We start from the raw sequence: 17,717 nt of genomic DNA, 5'->3' as shown, positions 1-17,717 counted from the left end.
TTGCATTTAAGCGTGTCATTTTTTCTCTTTTGTCATAAAATTGACGCTATTGGTTAGTCTACTTACCCTTTATGGATATTGGCTTTATGGCCGAGTAGACCGTTATTTAACCGGTCACAAGTGTCGACAGATTTACTGACAAGAAGAGTACGTTTGTAACACAAGAGTGTAGGAAGCACGTGTGGCTAACTGGTTAGCAATAAACGATAAGCTTAAAAGTTAATCTTGGAGTGACATAGATGTCAAAGGCGGCAGAGTTGCAAATACCTTTGTCAGAGTTGAAAGTGGGTATGACAGTGAAGTTACCACTTTCATGGACGGATCATCCTTTTCTATTTAATCAAATAGAGATAGAAAAACCTGCTCATATAGAGTTAATTAAGACCTTAAATGTGTCTTACGTTACTTTGCTTGGCGGTAGGGAGTTATTAACTGATGAAGTTGTTGCTGAAGTTGAAGAGAGCCCACCAACGCCAGAGCAGTTAGCAGAAGATGCTAAGGTCTTAGTCAGAAAATCGATTAGATTAGGTCAACAAAGGTTTACCAAAGGTGCCAGTGATTGTCGGGCGACATTTTCAAAGCTTGGTGCCGATCCACAAGGTGCTTATCGCAGCGCCGCGACCCTAGTCGAAGAGTTGATGGATCATCTAAAGGAAACAGACTCTCCCCATTTGGCACTGGTCAATCCCGGTGAAGATATCTCCGTTAATCAACATGGTGTATCGATTGCCGTGTTATCAATGATGATAGGGCAAGCTCTTTCACTGAACCATTCACAGTTACGTGATATCGCCATGGGCTCACTATTTCATGATATTGGTAAGCTGAAGGTACCTGATGTCATTAGGCGTAAGAAAAATAACCTGTCAGACCACGAAGTTAATTTTTTAAATATGCATCCAAACTTTGGCTATGACATGCTCGAGAAGTTAGGGCTGTTCTCTAATGAGGCCTTAGATATTGTGCTCCATCACCATGAGTGGGTCGATGGTAGTGGCTATCCTCATGGGCTAAAAGGTAAGCAGATAGCGCTCACCACTCAAGTCGTCAGTTTAGTTAATGACTTCGAACGCCTGCTTAGAGGTGGCGAAGGGCGCTCTCCGCAGGTGGCATTGGGTTACTTATTTAAGAACCGAGCCGGTAAACATGAGGCTGAGTTGATCTCTACTTTAGTTAAAGTATTAGGGATCTATCCTCCAGGGACTATGGTGCAGCTGAGTGATGGTGACGTGGCTAAGGTCATGGTGACCACTTCACAGGTTCAAAAGCCAATAGTGTGGAGTTGTACCCTTGACGGCCAAAATGCAAGATTACGATTTTTGGCTGAAGAGTCTGAAGATATAATCGGAGTACTTAAGCCTGATGAGCTATCATCTTCGGCGCTTAAAACCCTAGATGGTAAATCAACTGTCAGCTTTTACTTTAGTAGTTTGTAGGTAATTCATAAATAAGCTAGAAACTCGAGTTTACTTCCAGTTAGATGCACTTCACTATGCTACATACGAATATCATTAAATTAATGAGCGAAAGAATAAAAGCATGATTAAATCTGTCTGTATTGTTGGTTGTGGCTGGTTCGGTTTACCCTTGGCGAAAGCGCTTGTAGCAGGTGGAGTGAAGGTATTTGGCAGCAAACGGCTGCAAACAGAAGTACTATCCTTACAGAAACTTGGGATTAATGGTTTTAGGTTAGATCTGGACGATGATGCAATGCTCGCACAGGAACGCACCGATATAGCACGTGCTTTATCGGCAGATTGCTTAGTGATCAATATTCCCCCCGGGCTACGTAAAGATCCCGATGCCTATTTACTGCGCCTCGCCAAGCTAAAACAGCTGATTGACGCAAAAAACTATAAGAAGGTTATCTTCGTCAGTACCACGGGTGTTTACCCTCAAGTGGATAAAGTGCTTAGTGAACAAGATGCCTGTGCTCACTCTGAGATAAGTACCAAGTTATTGCAAGCCGAAGCCCTGTTCTCCGAGCTAGATAATAGCGTTACTGTCCGTTTTGCAGGGCTTGTTGGACCGCAAAGGCACCCTGGACGATTCCTCGCAGGCAAAACGGGTTTATTAGATGCTAGCGCAGCGGTCAATCTGGTCCATCTCAATGACTGTATCCTTGCGGTCTCCACACTATTATTTAATCAGACATCTCGTGGTGTTTATAATGTTTGTGCACCGCTACACCCTACACGCCAGGCCTTTTATAGCCAAGCCGCGAGAGAGTTAGGTTTAGTCGAGCCACAATTTTCAGAAAGTGAACAGGTGACAGAGCCTAGCGCTGAAGACACACGCGTTACCGGCAAGCAGATCTGCAGTGAAAGGCTGTGTTCAGAGCTTAATTTCGAGTATCAATTTAGCAATCCTATCGATATGCTGTTAGCTTGTTAACCCTATCATCGAGTGTTATTTTTAGCTCAACTACTGATGAGTAAATCGCATTAATTTTGCCAAAGTAAGGATCGATATGAAGCTTTTCAAACAATCATTAAGTCGCATTGCTATTTTGTTTGCAGTATTAATGCTGCCTATGCACAGTGTTTGGGCTGCGCAATATAAAGAGGGCGTCGATTACGTCAAAATTGCCGGGATCCCAGAGAGTAACAAACCTGTAGTGAGAGAGTTTTTCTCCTACAACTGCAGTTATTGCTACCGCCAAGACCCTTTCTTTGAGCAAGCGGCTCACCTCTTAGAAGGTGATATTCAGTTTGAGCGAACCCCTGTAGGTGCAGGACGGTCTAGTTGGATTTTAAGTCAAGAAGCTTACTATCTTGCGCAAAAGTTTAATCTGACTAAGCAGGTGCACGGTAATATTTTCACGCGTATTCATGAAAAGGGGAATGCCTTTACTCGTCCCGATCAACTGAGAGACTTTTTTGTGGGGCAGGGGCTTAATGCTAAAGAGGTTGAAGCTGCGATGAACTCCACAGATGCAAAACTTGCCTTAATGAACTATGACACCCAAGCGCAGCTTGCCGAAATTCGCGGCGTGCCATCACTTGTGGTTAATGGGCAATACCTCATTAAGGAGCAAGGAAAGACACCCGCAGAGCTTGCCGAACTTGTGCGTTACTTAAACTCGCTTGAACAATCTAAGTAACGCATATGAAATAGTTTAGATGAAAGCAGCTTAGGTTTAGTATCAATTAAATAGCCCACTTGAATGTGGGCTTTTTGTTAGATTTCGATGGTGTCATTTCATCGTAGTCGTTACTCAGTGAGTAGAGCGGTGAACTGGTATTGATATATCATATAATGGACTGTTACGTTATATTGACTGCATTGGACTCAGCATGAGTTTTATTGAATGAGAATGCTATGCAACAAGACGTTATAAAAGAACATATTCAGCTATGGTTATCTCGGACAGTTGAAAATGGCGCAGTTAGGGGATTATTTGAATCTTCAATAGCAATGGGCTGCGATATCGGCAACATTAGGCCTGAAAATCAAGACCGAGTGGTTTGCGTACAGGTACAAGTCACGGCTTCTAGTTCTTTCATCATCGGGATTTTGTGCGATGGTATGGGCGGAATGGCATCTGGCGCTAATTGTGCCAGCCTGAGTATCGCTTCATTTATAACTAGTTGCGTCAACAATCTAGAACTGCCTGTGGCGGAGCGGTTAATAAAGGCTGTTGAAGAGGCGAACGCCGATGTTTACTCCATATATAACAGTAATGGGGGCGCGACCTTATCGGCTTTTCTTTACGATAGCGATGGACAATTTGAAGCCGTCAATGTTGGTGACAGCCGGATATATGCAAATTTTGCTCATGGTATAAAACAGTACTCTATCGATGATACGTTTGCTGGACAAAACGCGGATGCAGCAGGCGTGCAATTGAGTAAAGGCTTATTACAATATGTTGGTGTTGGGCCCGATCTAAAAGCACAGATCGTAAAGTTACCAAAGTTCCGCAACATCAAGCGATTCATTTTGACCTCTGATGGCGCCCATTACATAGAAGCCAATACCTTTAAGCAAATACTCAATCAGAAGTTATCTGCATCTGAGCTGTGTAGCAGACTCATTCAAGTGTCGAAATGGTGTGGTGGCTATGACAATACCTCTATTTTTATTGCAAATGATCTGCTCAATATTTTTGCTGAGCCAGAAAAATCCTCACTACCGGTTGGTACGGTTAAGCTTTGGGACTCGTATGGCGAGATTCAATTTGTCGGAGCGATAGTCCCAGCTGGTAATGGTTAACAATAGCCAAAAGTGGCTAAAAGTCTTTCGCTTAGGCTGCTCACAATGAAGAGCTTGTTCATTTCGGTGGTGGCCTAACTATAGCTTTATCTGGTATTAGTTTGTCTAGTATTCGGTTTTCCTAGTTTTAGCTTCTGAGATTGTTATTAGGTTAATGTGACTAGCGTCTTTGATGTGAATGAAAAGCATGAAGTTATTTTTAAAGAAACTGTTGTTGCTAGGATTTTGGATTCTATTGAGTTTTACTCTTAGTGCTGATGCTGGCAATACCGCTGCTTACGGCGCTTTAATGCCTTTGGGGCCATCGTTTATGGCGGGTGATTATGTCAGTTATGGCTTTTGGTCAAATGATATTGAACTTTATATGCTGTTGTATTGGTTTATAGGGTTAGCGACTTTTTTATCGAATCGTAAGTTAATCGTTTTATATATTTCAGTGTTAATTTTCGCTCAAATAATGTTCATAGAGACGGTCAATGATGAGCTATTAACACTGACAGGTTATATGATACTTATTCCTGTTGAGCTCAGCTATTTAATGGCATCATATTTCTTACTGGGTAAATACCAACCTTGTGAACATAAAGCCATCAAAACTACTGCTAACGATCAGTATTTGAGAACTGATTGATATTGGTATTGTTAGGTGTAGCCATATACCTAACTAGGATCCCCCTTCCTGTATAATCCATTTAAAATTGCCTTATGATGTGGCGCTCACATCAGGTGCAGCACTCCGCACTCTTTTCTGTTTGAAAGTTGATTGAAAGCCATTTCAATTAAGTTTCAGCAGGTTCATTTTATTCAATTATACGACTCTTCTATTTACTTTATGACAAACAGTTTCATGCTGCTTTCTTAGAGCATTCGCCTCATGTTTGTTAAACACATTTTGTACGTTTATTCCCCACAATGTTGCCTCGCGAAGTGTGTTTTTGCGATTTTTCGTTACTACCTTGGTCTAAGGTTTTGTTTGAAAAATGTTCAGTCTTTACGTTGGCGTCAACTTGTAACTATTTGTTAACACGTTGTTTTTATATCTACCCTGTCAAAGTTGCCGTTGGCGTTAGACTAAGGTCGCGATTGTTGTTCCCTCTGTGCTTGTTAGATTAACTCATGACTTAATATAAAAATCAGCACATGGGAGTCACTATGAGTTTTGAAAGCAATGAGAAGGCAGAAGGATATTGGCGTGAGAACTTGCGTCTAGTACTTGGCTTACTAGCCATATGGGCTGCGGTGTCATTTGGCTGCGGTATTTTATTAGTAGATGTGCTCAATGAGATCCATTTCATGGGGTTCAAGTTGGGGTTCTGGTTTGCACAACAAGGTGCAATGTATGTGTTTGTGGCGCTTATTTTTGTCTACGTCGCTAAGGCGAATGCATTAGATAAAAAATACGATGTTCACGAAGATTAAGCCCAAGCCATTAAATAAGGAATCATGAGATGGATGTACAAACACTAACCTATCTGATTGTCGGGTTTACTTTTGCCCTATATATCGGAATCGCGATCTGGTCTAGAGCCGGATCAACTAAAGAATTTTATGTTGCAGGTGGCGGTGTTCACCCTGTAATGAACGGCATGGCAACGGCTGCAGATTGGATGTCGGCGGCATCATTTATCTCGTTAGCGGGTATCGTTTCTTTCGTCGGTTATGACGGTTCGGTATACCTAATGGGCTGGACAGGCGGCTATGTGCTGCTAGCGCTCTGTATGGCACCATATCTACGTAAATTTGGTAAGTTTACGGTACCAGACTTTATTGGTGACCGTTACTATTCACAAGCTGCCCGTACCGTGGCGGTTGTGTGTGCCATCTTTATCTGTTTTACCTATATCGCAGGTCAGATGCGTGGTGTCGGTGTTGTATTCTCAAGATTCCTTGAAGTCGATGTTGATACCGGTGTTTATATTGGTATGGCTGTGGTGTTCTTCTATGCCGTACTCGGTGGTATGAAGGGAATTACTTACACCCAGGTTGCACAGTACTGTGTGCTTATTTTTGCATTCATGGTGCCAGCTATCTTTATCTCTGTGATGATGACGGGCCATATCATTCCACAAATTGGTTTTGGTGCTGAGCTAGTCGATGCGGCGGGTAACGGTACAGGTGAATATCTGTTAGATAAGCTCGATGGCTTATCGAACGAGCTTGGATTTGCACAATACACTGAAGGTTCTAAGAGCATGATTGATGTGTTCTTTATCACTGGTGCATTAATGTTTGGTACAGCGGGTCTGCCACACGTTATCGTACGTTTCTTTACAGTACCTAAGGTAAAAGACGCACGTGTCTCTGCGGGTTGGGCTTTAGTCTTTATCGCGATTATGTACACCACTATTCCAGCACTGTCTGCGTTCTCTCGTGTAAACATGATTGAAACTATTAATGGTCCAGAAATGACGGGTACACCGTATGAAAACTCTCCTGAGTGGATTAAGAACTGGGAAAAGACAGGATTAATCACGTGGGAAGATAAGGATGATAATGGCCTTATCTATTACGCGAACGGTCCTGAAAATGAGATGAAGATTGACCGTGATATCATGGTTCTTGCGACACCTGAAATCGCGAATCTTCCTGCATGGGTTATCGCATTGGTGGCTGCGGGTGGTTTAGCAGCAGCACTATCAACGTCAGCGGGTCTATTGCTGGTTATCTCTACATCGGTATCACACGATCTGTTGAAGAAAAACTTTATGCCGGACATCTCCGATAAGAAAGAGCTGATGTATGCACGTATTGCAGCGGCGGCTGGAATTGTGATGGCAGGTTACTTCGGTATTAATCCCCCTGGTTTTGTGGCAGCGGTGGTTGCGATTGCATTCGGCCTTGCGGCATCATCATTGTTCCCTGCAATAATCATGGGTATCTTCTCTAAGACTGTAAACAAAGAGGGGGCGATTGCGGGTATGGTTACAGGTCTGTTATTCAGTGCGGCCTATATCGTTTACTTCAAGTTTGTAAACCCAAGCGCTAACACGGCTGATAATTGGTTATTCGGTGTTTCACCGGAAGGTATTGGTCTATTAGGCATGGTAATTAACTTTGGTGTGGCATTTGCGGTAAGTAAAGTAACTGCTGCTGTACCACAGGATGTTGTCGATATGGTTGAGTCTATTCGTTTCCCTAAAGGGTCGGGTGAAGCGCAAGATCATTAGTGAGTAACGACAGAAATGTAAAAGAGCGCTTAGGCGCTCTTTTTTGTTGTCAGTCGTTCAAGATTCATTTGGCCTGCTTATAATCATAATGAGCGCAATGGGATTCATTCATCAAAAGTAACCCTAGATAATTCAGCCTTTAATTTTTAAGGCTTAACGATATGAAAAAATGTTTACTCTTGGCTGCACTCTCTATGTCCCTCATCTCACCGACACTATTTGCGCAGAATTTACTTAAAGATGCTGTGCGCCTGAATCGGGACATTAAGGAAACTAAAGCTGAGTATAAAGACGATCTTCGTCGTACTGAACATGAGTTGAAAGAGGCAAAAAGGAGTGCAAAGGCGCTTGCCGATGGCAGTTATACTAAACATAAGTTGAGTAAGGCAGAGCGCAAAGCGGCAAAGAAAGTAGAGAAAATAAAAGATGGTTTAGATCCAAGAGATGAGATTAGAGATAAGGTTAGCCGTGATATCAAGCGTGAGAAGCGTAAAGCGATAGATAATTGGCTAGCTGAGTAAGCTGCTAAATTTTATTGATTAATTTTGTTACCTATCTAGCTCACTCTGAGCTTTTATCACGTAAAGGATGACACCTATGTTTAGAATCATTACTACTATCGCTCTCGTTGCCGTACTGAGTGCATGCAGTCAAGATAAACCGAAAACCTTGCAACACAATCTCCAAGCTGACGTTGTTAAACAAGGTACCCATGCCAAGCCTTACCAGCTACAGCAGACTCTCTTCTTTGGTGGCGATATCCTGACCATGGTTGGTGATAAGCCCGAGTATGTCGAAGCTGTTGTTGAGCGTGAAGGGAAAATTGTATTCGCGGGCAGCAGAGCTGAGGCGCTTAAACGCTTCGAGGGAAAAGCCGACCAATACGATCTAAAGGGCAATACTCTGATGCCAGGTTTTATTGAGCCTCATCTTCACCCCTCTATTGCAGCCTTAATGTTACCAAACGAAGTGATAGCGCCTCATGATTGGGTACTTCCTGATGGGGTTAAAAAAGGTGTGCAAAGCCCAGAGGCTTACATTAAGCGCTTATCACAGTCGATTAAGGACAATGCTAAATCTGACAAGATGTTCTTTGTATGGGGTTATCACCAGCTTTGGCACGGTGAGCTAAATCGTGAGATCCTCAATAGGCTTTCACCGGATAAGCCTGTAGCGGTTATTCATCGCTCATTTCATGAGATATTTCTTAATGATAACGCCATTGAGATGTTTGGTATTAAAGAGAGTGATTTTCGCGGAAACCCTCAGGTCGATTGGAAAAATGGACATTTCTATGAGGGAGGCTGGTTAGCTTTAGTGCCTAAGATTAGCCATATTCTGGTTGATCCTCAGTCCTATAAAACGGGCTTAGCTAAGATGAGCCAACTTATCCGTAAAAATGGCATCACGACTATCGCTGAGCCTGGCTTTCCCAGTTCAGATTTTAAGATGGAGTATGATCTGCTTAAGCAGGAGATGGATAAAAAACCACCTTATGATGTTTATCTGATCCCTAATGGTACTCAGTTATATGCCATGGCGGGAAATGACAACCATAAAGCGATGGAAGTGATGGAAAATCTGCCGGAGCAGTACAATACAGACAATATTAAATTTTTGCCTAAACAGGTTAAGTTATTTGCCGATGGCGCTATCTACTCGCTTTTGATGCAGATGAAGGATGGATACCCCGATGGTCATCAGGGAGAGTGGATGACGCCACTGACCCTGTTTAAAGAGCAGTTGAGTCTATATTGGCAAAATGATTATAAGATCCATGTTCACTCCAATGGCGATCTCGGCATTCAGCAGGTGCTGGATTACAACGCTGAAGATCAGCAGCAAACTCCTAAAAAGGATCATCGCCTCACTTTGCACCACATGGGCTATTTTACTGATAAGCAAGCCGATGAGATTGCAGGTTTAGGGATTGAAGCGTCAGTTAATCCTTTCTACCTTTGGGCGTTAGCAGATAAATATGCTACAGACGGCTTAGGGGCTGAACGCGCTAAATCGCTGGTTCGGGTTAAATCGTTAACTGACAGAGGAGTGCCGGTTTCATTTCACTCAGACTTTGCCATGGCTCCAGTTGAACCGCTGACTTTAGCTTGGACTGCTGTTAATCGAGTGACGGCTAACAACAGCCTACTTTCTCAAGAGCAACGCATCGATGCCTATACCGCAATGAAAGCGATCACCTCAATTGCTGCGAGAACATTAAACCTTGAGAAAACCATTGGTACAATTGAAGAGGGGAAAACTGCTAATTTCACGATATTAAAGGACAACCCATTAAAGGTTGAACCTATGGAAATCAAAGATATCACTATTTTAGGCACGGTTTTTCATGGTGAAATTCTTATCAATAAAGATAATAATCTGAAGCATTGATAACGGTTTTTTATCTAGGGCTTAATAGACACGATTAAGCCCGCTTGTTTCTTTTCTACACCGCTTAACTATTCAGTGAACTCCTCTTACGCCATTAGTCGAATATCTGCATTAGATTGAATTAGGTATAGTTTTATCATCTAGAATTGTGGCAGTCGATCTATGGATGCAAGTGAGCTTCAACCTATCACAGACTTTATACAGGGACTGGTCCCCTTCGATACCCTATCTAATTTGACACTGGATCGATGTTGTAAAAGTTTAAGTGTCGGCTATTACAGCAAAGCTTCTCGTTTTGTTCCGCTCGACCCCAATAATCCTCAGCTTTATATCGTACGCTGCGGTGCATTTGAAGTGCGCGACAAAAATGGCGAGTTACTCGATAGGTTAGGTGAGGGCGATTACTTCGGTTTCCCTTCGCTTTTATCTGGCGAGGACGCCAGTAACCGGGTCGCCATTCTTGAAGATGGGCTGGTTTATCACCTACCGCCAAATATGTTTGATTTCCTTCGCCAAGAGAGCCGCGAGTTCGACCGTTTCTTTAATCGAGCCTTTGCCAAGCGTTTACGTCACCAGGGGCGGTTTAAGGCAAAGGAGCTCACGACCACAAGCAGGGTCAGCACCTTAATGTCCCATTCGCCATTGACGATAGATATGAAAGCGAGCGTGGCAGAGGCGAGTCGCTTGATGCGAGCATCCCGAGTCTCCTCAGTATTAGTCATCGATAATAACAAGCTTGTTGGGATCTTAACTGACAAAGATCTGCGTAACCGTGTGCTAGCCGAAAACCTAGATGGTAGTTTACCCGTGCATCAGGCTATGACGACGACACCTGTAACGATAGAGTCTAACTCCTTGGTGTTCGAAGCTATGTTACTGATGAGCGAGCACAATATTCATCACCTGCCGGTGGTGGATAATGGCGTAACAACAGGCGTGGTGACCAGCACAGATATACTGCGGGGCCAGAGCTCTCAACCTTTACTGCTTATAGGTGAGATAGAGCGGCAAAAAGATCTGCAAAGCCTTATCCAGGTCAGTAAACAGATCCCGCTACTGTTGCAAAACTTAATCAGCGCCGATGCCAGAGCAGAAGAGATTGGTCGGGTTTTGACCTCGGTAACCGATGCGCTAACTCGGCGTTTGATCGTACTCAATCAACAGATCCTCGGTGAAGCTCCCATGGCTTTTTGTTGGTTAGCTTTTGGCTCTCAAGGTCGCCAAGATCAAGCCGCCTGTTCAGATCAAGATAATGGCTTACTGCTTGCTCATGAGCCTGACGAGGCGGCTCAGGGGTACTTTGAAGCCTTGTCACATGCCGTGTGTAAAGGCTTGGATGAGTGCGGTTATGTTTATTGCCCTGGGGATATCATGGCGCAAAATCCAAAGTGGCGTATGTCGTTAGATAAATGGAAGCAGGTCTTCGATAAATGGGTTAATACTCCCGAGCCAAAAGCCTTGATGCATGCCAGTATCTTCTTTGATATGCGAAGTGTTTATGGTCCGCAAACACTATTTGATGGTCTGCAAGATGCCGTACTGAGTAACACTAAAAACAATGATATTTTCCTAGCGGGCTTAACTGGTAACTCACTAACAAGCTCGCCCCCGCTAGGCTTTTTCAGAAAGTTTGTGCTTGAGCGTGATGGCAGTGAAGTCAAAGGTATCGATTTAAAACATAAAGGCAATGCGTTGATTAACGATATCGCGCGGGTGTATGCGTTATCGGCTGGTATTAAAGAGGTTAATACCGCTAAACGCATACGCGCCTTGATGGAGCAAAGTATCATCAACCGCAAAGATGCGCTCAACCTTGCCGATGCCCATGAGTTTATCGCTCATATGCGCCTTTCCAATCAAGGTTACCAGTATACCCAGTCCTTACCTGTGACCAATTACCTTATGCCTCAGAACCTTTCCTCGTTAGTTCGCCACCAGTTGCGAGACGCCTTTAAAGTGGTTCACGATGGCCAAGTTGGGCTAAAACTTAAGATGATGCGTAGTTATTAGGGTCGTTGACGGTGCTAAATAGAGTTGGTAAGAGACGCTAAATTGAGACTGTTAATTTGAGAAATTTGTATTTAAAAACACGGTTGCAGCTTAATGCCTTGTTTTGCAAAGAGGCTGTGATTAGCGATTATAATCGAGCATTAGTGGCGCAGATCTCTAAGCCGCTATCGCAGCTGCCCTTGATGGCTGTGGATCTTGAGATGACGGGTTTAGACTGTCAGTTCGATCAAATTTTGAGTATTGGCTTAATTCCAATTCATAATGGTTTACTGCAAGTAGCGAAGTCTCAGCAACTTCTAGTGAGTATCGATGGCAGTGTTGGCGACAGCGCTGCTATCCATGGGATCTTAGATAATCAACTGACCCAAGCGGTTAGCGCCAAGCAGGCTATGGCGTGGTTTTTAGAGCAGACTAAGGGGCATGTGCTCGTAGCTCACCATGCGCCATTAGACCTTTGCTTCTTAAAGACTGAAATTCAACGTTGTTACGGTCAGACAATACAGTTTGTGGCAATCGATACCATGGCGGTAGAGAAAAGACGCTTACTTAGGCAGCACGATGTCATTAAAGAGGGCACCTTAAGGCTCGATGCCTGTCGCCAGCGTTATGGCTTGCCTGTATATGCAGCCCATAATGCTGCCGTTGATGCGCTTGCCTGCGGCGAGTTGCTATTGGCGCAGATGGCAGGGATTGCGGGGAACGATGAGTTGAGCTTGTTCGACTTATTGGGTTAACTCTGTGTCATAATTGCGGTGCTATTTGATCTTTGCCCACCATTCTGTCAGTACATTTCTGATCTCTTGTTTCTGGTAGGGCTTATTGATAATGCCATTCATACCGCATAGATAGCACTGCTGAGTTTCGGTGGAGGTTGTGCTCGCCGTTAAGGCGATAATGGGTTTACTGTAGCCGCTGTTTCGCAATCGTTTAGTGGCTTCAAATCCATCGACAACAGGCATGCGACAGTCCATAAAGATCACATCAACCTCATGAGAGTCAAGATACTCTATCGCTTCGAGACCGTTATTAACAATGGCAGGCTTGATATCAAATTTTGCTAAGATCATCTCTATTAAGACTTGGTTGACAGGGCTATCTTCCACCACGAGCACTGTCATCGCATCGATAGCAACATCAACTTCGTGAGTATGGTTTGGCTTTTGACTGGGTGGTGCAAGCTTTAATGGTAGTCGAATGTTAAATTGCGTCCCTTTGTTTAGTTCAGAGGTGAGTGTCAGCTCGCCTTGCATCTCATCAACGAGGTGTTTACAGATTGCTAGCCCAAGCCCCGTTCCCTCGTAGACGCGATTGCTCGAGTTATTGACCTGAGTAAAAGGGTCAAACAAGGTATCTATTTTGTCGGCAGGGATCCCACACCCCGTATCGGTCACCGAAAAGCAGAATTGGCCATCTTGCCACTCTATATCAACGGTTATTTTCCCTGATTGAGTAAACTTAATGGAGTTACCAATTAGATTTACAAATAGTTGCTTAATTCTATCGGGATCGCCGAGCAATCTCTCTGGCAGATCTGTGTGGTAATTAAACGCAAAGGTGAGCCCAAACTCTGCGGTTCTTTGCTTAAAAATATCGTAAATCATGGTACAAACTTGTCTAGGTGAGAAGTCTATTTCCACTATCTGCAGCATACCCGCACTCATTTTACTCAAATCCAGCAGGTCATTGATGATCACCCGTAACAGTTCACCAGATTGGTGCATGGTGTTTAACAGTTGGCGCTGATGCAGTGTTAACTGAGTATCGCTCATTAGCTCTGCTGAACCTAAAAGTCCGTTTAAAGGTGTTCTAAGCTCATGGTTAATCATGGCTACAAAGTCTCTGGTGGAACGCTCAGAACTCTCAGCTCGTTGCTTCTCTTCAATGGTTCTCGCGAGTAACTGTTGGCGTTTGTGCGCGGCGCTAATCATTTCACAAAACAGTAGGAGCTGTTTTTCAATCGTATGTTGCCATGATCGAGGGGCATCTATGACTAAGGTTAACCCCCCTAAAATGTTAGCTTCGGCATTGATAATAATGTTGAGCTGTTGGTAGTCTTCACTCCAGTAGAGTGCCGAGTTTGCTTTGAGTTCAGACTGGAATAGTCGTTTGTTGCCGGCGTAAAATGTCTTGGCTTTTTTTTCTGAGGTGAGTGCATTAAAGCGGATCTTGCAGGCTTTAACTTCATCTATGCCAATGAGATCATCAAGAAGCCTCTGTAGTAATAGATCTGAAATTGGTTTTTGTAGAAACAGCTGGTTAAAATCAAGCAGGATAGACTCTAGATAGGTCTTGAAATGCAGCAGAGCGATATCTTGCTCAGACTTCTCTTTTATATTCATTAAAGAGTCTTCGACAAGCTGTTTAGCAGCATAAAGCTCACGACTTTTTTCTTCGAGAAGCTTTTCAGCTGCTTTTTTAGCGGCCTTTTCTCGCTCAATCTTCCGAGAAAGCAAGTTAACTTTTTCAGTTAATCTATTGAACTCATCATTTGGCATAATTCACACTCAAACTATTCTAGACAAGTGATGGTAAACCGAACTTGAGACTCATCGGCAGTAATGGGGTCCATTTGAATCTCGATATTTTCTGCAAAGTGCTCGGCGCAGCCTTGAATGAGCCCGAGACATACATGTGACATACAGCGAGCAGACTGGTAGTCCATAACAAGTTGCGTCTTACTGGAAGAGATAAAGTTAAAGCTGGGTGGGTTAGCATTGGGGTAGAGCTTTTTGACTTCAATATGAATGTACTCTTCGACACTCTTAATAAAGCTAAAGGTGGAGTCAGCCTTACCGTCGAGTCCAGGCAAGCTGTTATATAGGGTTTTAAAGACGGATTGACCATAGATCCGTTGTAACTCCTCAACTGACACCCCAGTTAGTTTACTTAAGCTGATTATGAGATTGACTAAATCTTTATGATCATAGGTTCCAACGCTAGTGTAAACCCCGTCATTTTTATTCTCATCTAACATTTTTTGGCAGACATCAAGCCCAAAAGAATTTTCTACTAGCTCTAGAAACTCTGCGAAGATGATCCCTTTCATTTATCGCTCCCTTATAAAACCATTAGTATTTAAGGTAGTGTATTAAAATGGACTATTCAATGTGTTAGCGCGTATTTAAGTTAGAGTTCTGAGATTTTTATAAGCTAGTTTTTATTTGCATAAAAATGGGGAAACCTTGCTAAAACGGATTAAGTGGCGAAAGGCTTAGTTACACTTTTATGCTTCATGGGCTGAAAGCCATTCTCTATATTATCTATAGTTAGCTTTATTTGAACTCAAAATCAAATTTTAGCGAGACAGTCGTTTCAGTGAGATAAATAGGAAGAGCAGATGGCATTTCCGTTAATTTGGTTAGGTGCGGCGGCCGTTGGAGCCGCAATTGTCGCTGAAGAGCGAGAGAAGCAAAAGTCGATAGCGTTAAAGCGTCGACAAGGAAAGGCAAATGCCGAGCATCGTCAGGGGCAATCGGCAGCGCTTGCCCCCAGTCTGTGGAAAACGGGTAACAAGATGGTTTCACCAGAGCCTGGGGGCGTAGTCTGCTGTTTCGTCTTTGGTGTCATAGAGCACACTGGGATCTGGTTGGGCGATAATACGCTGGTGGAGTTGCATGGCAGCGGTTTAGTGCGAGCGGTGTCTGTCGAGCGCTTTTTAGCCGGACGCACGGGAAGTCGCATCTATCAGGCCTGTAATCATCAACACCAAGCCTTAATTGGCGAACAGGTGCTTGATAGGGCGAAGCAGTCCATTTTTAATTATCGGGAATATGATCTGTTTGACAACAACTGCCATCGCTTTGTGTGGCATTGTTTAAGCGGTGAAGAGATAGCCCTGTCTAGCTTTAGTAAGCTTAACGATCGAATCGGTACACACTTTTCTGAGGCGGTTTACTGGGATGAACTGGATTTGTGCTCATAGCCAAGTGTTCTGCAAACACCGACATAAAAAAACACCGAACTCAGTTCGGTGTTTTTATTTAGCTATTGGCTAATACTATTCGCTATTACTGGCGGGATAAGACTATTGCCTATGAGTACCAGCTATGAGCAAGAGCTAGCTTAGCCGCAGAAATGCTTAACTGCTTTAGCGACAAGTTCGATACCAGTCTTATCACAAGGTGGTAGCTCTGCATCACTAGTGTTGATCGGTGTGACTCTATCGCCCCACTTAATCAATGCCGCAGCAGAAGTCAGTCCAGCACCAAATGCACAAGACAAAATCGTTTGGTTTGGCTGGATCTTACCTTGCTCTAAGGCATCACAAATTGCAATCGGGATCGTCGCAGCAGAGGTGTTTCCGTAGTTAGCAATGTTCACTACCGCTTTCTCTTTCGGGATCTTCATGCGATTAATCAGTGTATCGATAATACGCTCATTCGCCTGATGCGGAATAACCCAATCAATATCTTCTTTATCGATACCGCACTTCTCAATCACTTTCGTGCTGAGTTTGCCCATACCCGCGATAGCACGTTTGAAGATCTCTTGACCATTAAACTCGATGTAGAAATCTAACGATGATGCTTCAAACCTATCCATCGCGGTGCCAAAACCAGCCTTTAGGATATCGCGGCCATCAGGGTCGTTATTAAGCTCGTAGCCTAATACGCCAATCGCTTCGTCAGTGGCTTCAAGAACTACTGCACCTGCGCCATCACCAAACAGTACGGCTGTGTCACGACGAGACCAGTCTAGGAAGAATGACAGACGCTCGGCACCAATCACTAGCACTTTCTTGCACTGGCCGCTCTTGATCTGTGAGCTACCTAGGCCTAGGCCGTATAAAAAGCCACTACATGCAGCATTGATATCGAATGCGGCACACGTTGCCCCGATGTCAGCTTGAACGGTTGAAGCAATATTCGGAATTAGGGTGTCAGGCGTTGCTGTGGCGAGAATAATCATATCGAGCTCGCTACCATCGATCCCTGCGGCGGCGAGCGCACGCTTGGCGGCAACAGAGGCTAGCGCAGACGTATCGACGTGGCTGATGTGTCTTTGGCTAATGCCTGTGCGTGGTTTAATCCACTCATCTGAGGTTTCGATAAATGTTGCAAGATCATGGTTTGTTAGGGTGGCAGGCGGAACACACTTTCCCCAACCAGTAATAGTGGCGTACTGCATCTAGGTATTCTCTATAAATTAAAAAGGCAGAACCTTAGCTCTGCCTTATGGGATCTGTATAAGTGAAGCTTAGCAAGGATTATGCTAATCAAACAGTGAGCTAGTCGTCTTGTTGACTAACTAATACGCGGATCGCTTCGGCAGCATGTAAGATATGTGCGCGTAGTAGTTCGACGGCCTTTTCAATATCTCTATTCTTACAATATTCAAGTAGTTCACGGTGATCTTGTTGAGCTTTAGGCACACCGCTTGCTAAAAACAGCTGTAAACGAATATATCGATCGCAGCTAGTGTTGAGACCTTGAACGACTTCAAGTGTATGTGGACGATTAGCTGCACTATAAAGACAAGTATGGAATTGCGCGTTTAATCCGCTCCAATTCTCGACTTGGTCTTCGTCTTGGAAGGCAGCGTCCATCTCTTCAAGGATATTTTCTGCTTGATTAAGATCTTCTTCACTTAAGTTTGGTATCGACTTAGCGAGTAAGTCGCTCTCTATCAATGCTCGTAATTCAAAAAGTTCGGTGACATGTTCAGCAGATAAGAGTGTCGCTGTCGCGCCTTTATGAGCTTCAAACTTAACTAAGCCTTCGGCCTCTAATTGCAGTAAGGCTTCTCTTACTGGAATTCTGCTAACATTCAATTCATCGGCTAAGGCGCTTTGACGTAAGGGTTTACCTGCCGCGATTTCGCCGGAGAGGATTTTTTCCCTAAGCACCTCGACCACAATTTGTGTGCGAGTTTTATGGACGATAGGTGTTGTTCTGCTCATAGTTCCCGATATTTTTGTTATTTATACAAGTTGAT

16 protein-coding genes are annotated in these 17,717 nt (G+C 43.8%); 12 read left to right on the top strand and 4 right to left on the bottom strand.

Going from position 1 to position 17,717, the window contains the following annotated elements:
* Positions 1-239 precede the first annotated feature (239 nt).
* From JMA39_RS07975 to JMA39_RS07925, 11 genes are all read left to right on the top strand, one after another.
* Positions 240-1,436, top strand: a complete 1,197-nt coding sequence (locus tag JMA39_RS07975) for an HD-GYP domain-containing protein (RefSeq protein WP_202721353.1) — start codon at positions 240-242, stop codon at positions 1,434-1,436.
* Between the two features lie 103 nt (positions 1,437-1,539).
* Positions 1,540-2,394, top strand: coding sequence for a Rossmann-fold NAD(P)-binding domain-containing protein (locus JMA39_RS07970; protein WP_202721352.1), 855 nt, complete (start codon positions 1,540-1,542; stop codon positions 2,392-2,394).
* Between the two features lie 76 nt (positions 2,395-2,470).
* Positions 2,471-3,103 carry a thiol:disulfide interchange protein DsbA/DsbL gene (locus JMA39_RS07965; RefSeq protein ID WP_202721351.1) on the top strand — a complete coding sequence of 211 codons (633 nt, stop codon included), beginning with the start codon at positions 2,471-2,473 and terminating at the stop codon, positions 3,101-3,103.
* A gap of 218 nt (positions 3,104-3,321) precedes the next feature.
* Positions 3,322-4,215, top strand: a complete 894-nt coding sequence (locus tag JMA39_RS07960) for a PP2C family protein-serine/threonine phosphatase (RefSeq protein WP_202721350.1) — start codon at positions 3,322-3,324, stop codon at positions 4,213-4,215.
* A gap of 187 nt (positions 4,216-4,402) precedes the next feature.
* The gene (locus tag JMA39_RS07955) at positions 4,403-4,846 is read left to right on the top strand and encodes a hypothetical protein (protein ID WP_202721348.1); all 444 of its coding nucleotides are present in this window, start codon (positions 4,403-4,405) and stop codon (positions 4,844-4,846) included.
* 521 nt (positions 4,847-5,367) lie between these two features.
* The gene (locus tag JMA39_RS07950; RefSeq protein ID WP_012277650.1) at positions 5,368-5,634 is read left to right on the top strand and encodes a DUF4212 domain-containing protein; all 267 of its coding nucleotides are present in this window, start codon (positions 5,368-5,370) and stop codon (positions 5,632-5,634) included.
* A 29-nt stretch (positions 5,635-5,663) separates the two neighbouring features.
* On the top strand, positions 5,664-7,382 hold the full coding sequence (locus JMA39_RS07945) for a sodium:solute symporter family protein (protein WP_202721346.1): 1,719 nt from the start codon (positions 5,664-5,666) through the stop codon (positions 7,380-7,382).
* A gap of 161 nt (positions 7,383-7,543) precedes the next feature.
* A complete protein-coding gene (locus JMA39_RS07940; protein ID WP_202721344.1) occupies positions 7,544-7,903 on the top strand; it encodes a hypothetical protein in 360 nt (119 codons plus the stop codon).
* A gap of 76 nt (positions 7,904-7,979) precedes the next feature.
* Complete coding sequence (locus JMA39_RS07935; protein ID WP_202721342.1) at positions 7,980-9,773, top strand: amidohydrolase; 1,794 nt, start codon at positions 7,980-7,982, stop codon at positions 9,771-9,773.
* A 162-nt stretch (positions 9,774-9,935) separates the two neighbouring features.
* The gene (locus tag JMA39_RS07930) at positions 9,936-11,783 is read left to right on the top strand and encodes a DUF294 nucleotidyltransferase-like domain-containing protein (protein ID WP_202721340.1); all 1,848 of its coding nucleotides are present in this window, start codon (positions 9,936-9,938) and stop codon (positions 11,781-11,783) included.
* 56 nt (positions 11,784-11,839) lie between these two features.
* Complete coding sequence (locus JMA39_RS07925) at positions 11,840-12,517, top strand: 3'-5' exonuclease (RefSeq protein WP_202721338.1); 678 nt, start codon at positions 11,840-11,842, stop codon at positions 12,515-12,517.
* Between the two features lie 21 nt (positions 12,518-12,538).
* Here JMA39_RS07925 and JMA39_RS07920 read toward each other — a convergent pair whose 3' ends face one another.
* Together JMA39_RS07920 and JMA39_RS07915 are read right to left on the bottom strand one after the other, a co-directional pair.
* Positions 12,539-14,278 (bottom strand): ATP-binding response regulator, encoded by a 1,740-nt coding sequence (locus JMA39_RS07920; protein ID WP_202721336.1) that lies wholly within the window; start codon positions 14,276-14,278, stop codon positions 12,539-12,541.
* A gap of 14 nt (positions 14,279-14,292) precedes the next feature.
* The gene (locus JMA39_RS07915; protein WP_202721334.1) at positions 14,293-14,829 is read right to left on the bottom strand and encodes a heme NO-binding domain-containing protein; all 537 of its coding nucleotides are present in this window, start codon (positions 14,827-14,829) and stop codon (positions 14,293-14,295) included.
* 291 nt (positions 14,830-15,120) lie between these two features.
* On the opposite strand from JMA39_RS07915, the gene JMA39_RS07910 reads away from it, so the two are divergent.
* Complete coding sequence (locus tag JMA39_RS07910; protein WP_202721332.1) at positions 15,121-15,705, top strand: lecithin retinol acyltransferase family protein; 585 nt, start codon at positions 15,121-15,123, stop codon at positions 15,703-15,705.
* 140 nt (positions 15,706-15,845) lie between these two features.
* Here JMA39_RS07910 and JMA39_RS07905 read toward each other — a convergent pair whose 3' ends face one another.
* Complete coding sequence (locus tag JMA39_RS07905) at positions 15,846-16,910, bottom strand: ketoacyl-ACP synthase III (RefSeq protein ID WP_202721331.1); 1,065 nt, start codon at positions 16,908-16,910, stop codon at positions 15,846-15,848.
* 100 nt (positions 16,911-17,010) lie between these two features.
* Positions 17,011-17,682 (bottom strand): GntR family transcriptional regulator, encoded by a 672-nt coding sequence (locus JMA39_RS07900; protein ID WP_202721330.1) that lies wholly within the window; start codon positions 17,680-17,682, stop codon positions 17,011-17,013.
* Between the last annotated feature and the right edge of the window lie 35 nt (positions 17,683-17,717).

It is taken from the genome of Shewanella schlegeliana, assembly GCF_016765635.1.
GTDB classification, from domain to species: Bacteria; Pseudomonadota; Gammaproteobacteria; order Enterobacterales; family Shewanellaceae; genus Shewanella; species Shewanella schlegeliana.
Note: the sequence above shows the minus strand (reverse complement) of the source record. Positions and strands in the feature narration are given on the sequence as shown.

Coding starts and splice junctions, on each gene's coding strand:
- JMA39_RS07920 (WP_202721336.1), bottom strand. CDS start 14,278: ATGCCAAATGATGAGTTCAATAGATTAACTGAAAAAGTTAACTTGCTT.
- JMA39_RS07945 (WP_202721346.1), top strand. CDS start 5,664: ATGGATGTACAAACACTAACCTATCTGATTGTCGGGTTTACTTTTGCC.
- JMA39_RS07975 (WP_202721353.1), top strand. CDS start 240: ATGTCAAAGGCGGCAGAGTTGCAAATACCTTTGTCAGAGTTGAAAGTG.
- JMA39_RS07935 (WP_202721342.1), top strand. CDS start 7,980: ATGTTTAGAATCATTACTACTATCGCTCTCGTTGCCGTACTGAGTGCA.
- JMA39_RS07930 (WP_202721340.1), top strand. CDS start 9,936: ATGGATGCAAGTGAGCTTCAACCTATCACAGACTTTATACAGGGACTG.
- JMA39_RS07900 (WP_202721330.1), bottom strand. CDS start 17,682: ATGAGCAGAACAACACCTATCGTCCATAAAACTCGCACACAAATTGTG.
- JMA39_RS07905 (WP_202721331.1), bottom strand. CDS start 16,910: ATGCAGTACGCCACTATTACTGGTTGGGGAAAGTGTGTTCCGCCTGCC.
- JMA39_RS07950 (WP_012277650.1), top strand. CDS start 5,368: ATGAGTTTTGAAAGCAATGAGAAGGCAGAAGGATATTGGCGTGAGAAC.
- JMA39_RS07940 (WP_202721344.1), top strand. CDS start 7,544: ATGAAAAAATGTTTACTCTTGGCTGCACTCTCTATGTCCCTCATCTCA.
- JMA39_RS07955 (WP_202721348.1), top strand. CDS start 4,403: ATGAAGTTATTTTTAAAGAAACTGTTGTTGCTAGGATTTTGGATTCTA.
- JMA39_RS07915 (WP_202721334.1), bottom strand. CDS start 14,829: ATGAAAGGGATCATCTTCGCAGAGTTTCTAGAGCTAGTAGAAAATTCT.
- JMA39_RS07965 (WP_202721351.1), top strand. CDS start 2,471: ATGAAGCTTTTCAAACAATCATTAAGTCGCATTGCTATTTTGTTTGCA.
- JMA39_RS07970 (WP_202721352.1), top strand. CDS start 1,540: ATGATTAAATCTGTCTGTATTGTTGGTTGTGGCTGGTTCGGTTTACCC.
- JMA39_RS07960 (WP_202721350.1), top strand. CDS start 3,322: ATGCAACAAGACGTTATAAAAGAACATATTCAGCTATGGTTATCTCGG.
- JMA39_RS07910 (WP_202721332.1), top strand. CDS start 15,121: ATGGCATTTCCGTTAATTTGGTTAGGTGCGGCGGCCGTTGGAGCCGCA.